The sequence below is a fragment of the Streptomyces sp. AC555_RSS877 genome, assembly GCF_019049245.1.
Classification (GTDB): Bacteria; Actinomycetota; Actinomycetes; order Streptomycetales; family Streptomycetaceae; genus Streptomyces.
Genome location: NZ_JAGMUK010000112.1, coordinates 1 through 359 on the forward strand (window position 1 = coordinate 1; position 359 = coordinate 359).

Below are 359 nucleotides of genomic sequence, written 5' to 3' on the forward strand. Positions count from 1 at the left end.
GCTCGGACCAGCATGGCCCGCAAGGCCGCTGACGCCGCCATCGGCGCCACCAAGGCCGCTCTGATCGAGATGGGCCGCAAGCACGGGCGGGACATCCGCCTGGTACACCCCGCGCACACCACGATGGACTGCGCGCACTGCGATGCGAGAGCCAAGCACGCACTGCCGCTGGGAATGCGCACCTACACCCGCGCCGCGTGCGGAGCGGTGTCCCCACGGGACAAGAACTCCGCACGCGTGATGCTCGTCCGGGCTGGTCTCAACCCGGCTGGTGCTGATGGCGCAAGACCTCCTGGAGCGCTGCTCCAGGAGGCTGCCTGAGCCAGGAATCCCCTCCCTTCAGGGAGGGGAGGATTCAA

The 359-nt window shown here is 68.8% G+C and carries 1 protein-coding gene; it reads left to right on the forward strand.

Annotation, left to right across the window (positions count from 1 at the left end; genetic code table 11):
* Positions 1-321: zinc ribbon domain-containing protein (locus tag KUM49_RS36435; RefSeq protein ID WP_217241251.1), on the forward strand; the 321-nt coding region annotated here is incomplete at its 5' end.
* Between the last annotated feature and the right edge of the window lie 38 nt (positions 322-359).